General features: G+C 45.9%; 5 protein-coding genes. 2 read left to right on the forward strand and 3 right to left on the reverse strand.

What is annotated here, in order from left to right:
• Nucleotides 1-185 precede the first annotated feature (185 nt).
• The gene (locus AAGC78_RS12055) at nucleotides 186-482 is read right to left on the reverse strand and encodes a hypothetical protein (protein ID WP_435784329.1); all 297 of its coding nucleotides are present in this window, start codon (nucleotides 480-482) and stop codon (nucleotides 186-188) included.
• Between the two features lie 279 nt (nucleotides 483-761).
• Between AAGC78_RS12055 and AAGC78_RS12060 the strand changes: the two genes are divergently transcribed.
• The gene (locus tag AAGC78_RS12060) at nucleotides 762-1148 is read left to right on the forward strand and encodes a transmembrane 220 family protein (protein ID WP_435784330.1); all 387 of its coding nucleotides are present in this window, start codon (nucleotides 762-764) and stop codon (nucleotides 1146-1148) included.
• 83 nt (nucleotides 1149-1231) lie between these two features.
• On the forward strand, nucleotides 1232-1444 hold the full coding sequence (locus AAGC78_RS12065) for a hypothetical protein (RefSeq protein WP_435784331.1): 213 nt from the start codon (nucleotides 1232-1234) through the stop codon (nucleotides 1442-1444).
• A 42-nt stretch (nucleotides 1445-1486) separates the two neighbouring features.
• Here the strand turns inward: AAGC78_RS12065 and AAGC78_RS12070 are convergent, their stop codons facing one another.
• Nucleotides 1487-2098: an NUDIX domain-containing protein gene (locus AAGC78_RS12070; protein ID WP_435784332.1), complete on the reverse strand. Its 612-nt coding sequence runs from the start codon at nucleotides 2096-2098 to the stop codon at nucleotides 1487-1489.
• Nucleotides 2099-2120: 22 nt separating this feature from the next.
• Nucleotides 2121-2510 (reverse strand): GGDEF domain-containing protein (locus tag AAGC78_RS12075; protein ID WP_435784333.1); only part of this gene is annotated, 390 nt, incomplete at its 5' end.

The raw sequence follows: 2510 nt of genomic DNA on the forward strand, positions 1-2510 counted from the left end.
AAATAAAAATCAAAGCAAATATAAAAACTCTTTTATTCACTATAAAAAATTAAATTTCACTTCAAATTTGACTAATCATCAGCATTCACGCTGGCATGAAAAAATAATGAGCGTCGCCCAAAGCTGAGAAAAATAACACCGGAGAATATTTACAGATAAGCCGCTATTTTTAGCTGCTTTTAAAACTATACGTGGATGTCGATCTTGTGCGCACGCGGCTCGTAATTTGCAATTGCATTAAAAGCACGGCTGGCGGGATCTGTATTTTGCGGAAATTGCCGACCAGTATTTTTACTCTCGCTGGTTTTTTCTGGCGGAGCAATAACAGGAGCAGACGTTTGAACGGAGTACTCATTCGGCTTTTTGGGGTCCAGCTTGGCCTCAAGAACGACGGAATTACGCTCAGCCTGAAGATGGTTGCGCGGAACAGAACCGCCACCAAATCCAAGCGCCGTATAACCGAGTGAATCACCAATAACCATAATAAAAAAAGCCCGTTTAAGAGTTAGGCAGTATAGACATCCAGCCTCAGGCTTTCCTATAAATTTATTCCCGAAAAATCAGGCTACACCAGTACTTCAGCTATATAGCTGCTCTAACGGGGGAGCCAAGGATTTACACTCCCTGACTGCTATCGCTAGAATGCAGGAACGCTACAGCCCGACAAACCGGGCGAATGATAATAAGGGTGCTCACTAACCAACGTTGAAGTACCGATCTTTAGCCTTAGTCATTATTACAAGAAACAGAGAACCTACCCGATGATCTACGCCACCAAGACCACTGCCATTCTATTTACCCTGATTCTGGTCGCGTTCGCGGGCCTGCAACTCAATGACCCCGACCCGACAATCTGGACAGCGTTTTATCTGGTATGTGCGGCTGTTCCACTGCTGGTGGTGTTCAATAAGTTTGTCCGGCCATTATTTTGGCTGGCGATAGTATTATGTGGAATCGAGTTAGCCCTTTCTGGCCCAGGTGCTTATAATTATTACTTGCATATGGATCAGGAACCCCTGATGCAAAGCATGAATCCGGAAAAACCTTATATAGAAGAGGCTCGCGAATTTTTAGGCGCCGCTATCGCATTAGGGTTGGTATTAGTTAGTGGATGGCTGGCACGCTTTACCAGCAAGAATAATAAATAACGTTTTCATTCTGCGTTTTCCGACGCATTACATCCAACCGTAGGTCTAGCAATGGATCTGCATTAGACAGAGGTGATTACACTATGCAAATACAAAAAAAATTGGGCATTGGTTTTGTTCTCTTTGGTGTAGTAATGATTATCGGCATGTATTTTATCGCCAGTAGCGGAGCATTTTTGTTCTCCTCTCTGGTTGGCCTTATGGCAATTTTCTTCGGTGCTTTCCAGTTGATGATTGCCAGTCAAACACCGCTTCATAGCGGTGGTGCAAAGGCAAAAAGAAAGGCAAGAAAATAACAGATCTACACACATGAAAACGGGGCTTAATAGCCCCGTTTTTTATTCACCCAAGAGATTATTCAATTTTGCATACTGCAATAACATAATTGTCTTGCCATCCATAATCTCGCCGGTACCGATCATTTCCAGCGCTTTATCCAGCTTCAATTCCAGCACCTCAATATCTTCACCTTCGGTGTACTTGCCACCGCCCGCGCTGCGCTGGTCACTGTGGAAATATTCACCCACGAAGAAAAACAATTTTTCAGTCACCGATCCAGGGCTCATAAAGGCTTCAAAAACCTTAGTGACTTTTTCAAGCCGAAAACCGGTTTCCTCTTCGGTTTCTTTGCGGATGCAGGTTTCCGGATCATCCTGATCCAGCAAGCCGGCGCAAGTTTCAATCAGGATTCCCGGATGCTGGTTAACAAAAGCGGGGTAGCGGAATTGGCGGGTCAGGATGACGGTTTTGTGTTCGCGGTTATACAACAGGATGGTTGCACCATTGCCGCGATCGTAAGTCTCGCGGCTCATGGTCTGCCAAGTGCCATTATTGCGCTTGAAATCGAAAGTGGTTTTGCGCAACACATACCAATCGTCTGACAGCACTTCTACTTTTTGGACGCGCACGCGATCTTGGGTTGATTCAGGGGAAGAAAGTTTATCGCTCATTGCTGTTCCTTTGGAAAACGAATCAGGAGATTGCTAATGCTACCTGATTGCGCCCTAAACGTTTTGCATTATAAAGCGCTTGGTCCGCGCGTTTGATCCATTCGCCAGCAGACTCACCGGCCACCAAATCCGCCGCACCCAAGCTGATGCTCAAGGGGCTCGCCAAACCAAAGTCGGCAGTTGCGACTGCCAGACGCAATTTCTCGGCGACATTACTCGCCGCCAGCAAATTGATTTGTGGCAATAGAATCAAAAACTCTTCTCCGCCCCAGCGTGCAAGCGCATCGGATTGCCGCAGATTTTCGCCGAGGATGTCACTCACCTTGCGCAATACTTTGTCGCCGATCGGATGGCCATAGGTGTCGTTCACCGTTTTAAAGTGATCGATATCCAAAATAATTAACGCCGTTGT

Origin of the sequence: Cellvibrio sp. (genome assembly GCF_039207905.1) — a bacterium.
Taxonomy (GTDB): Bacteria; Pseudomonadota; Gammaproteobacteria; order Pseudomonadales; family Cellvibrionaceae; genus Cellvibrio.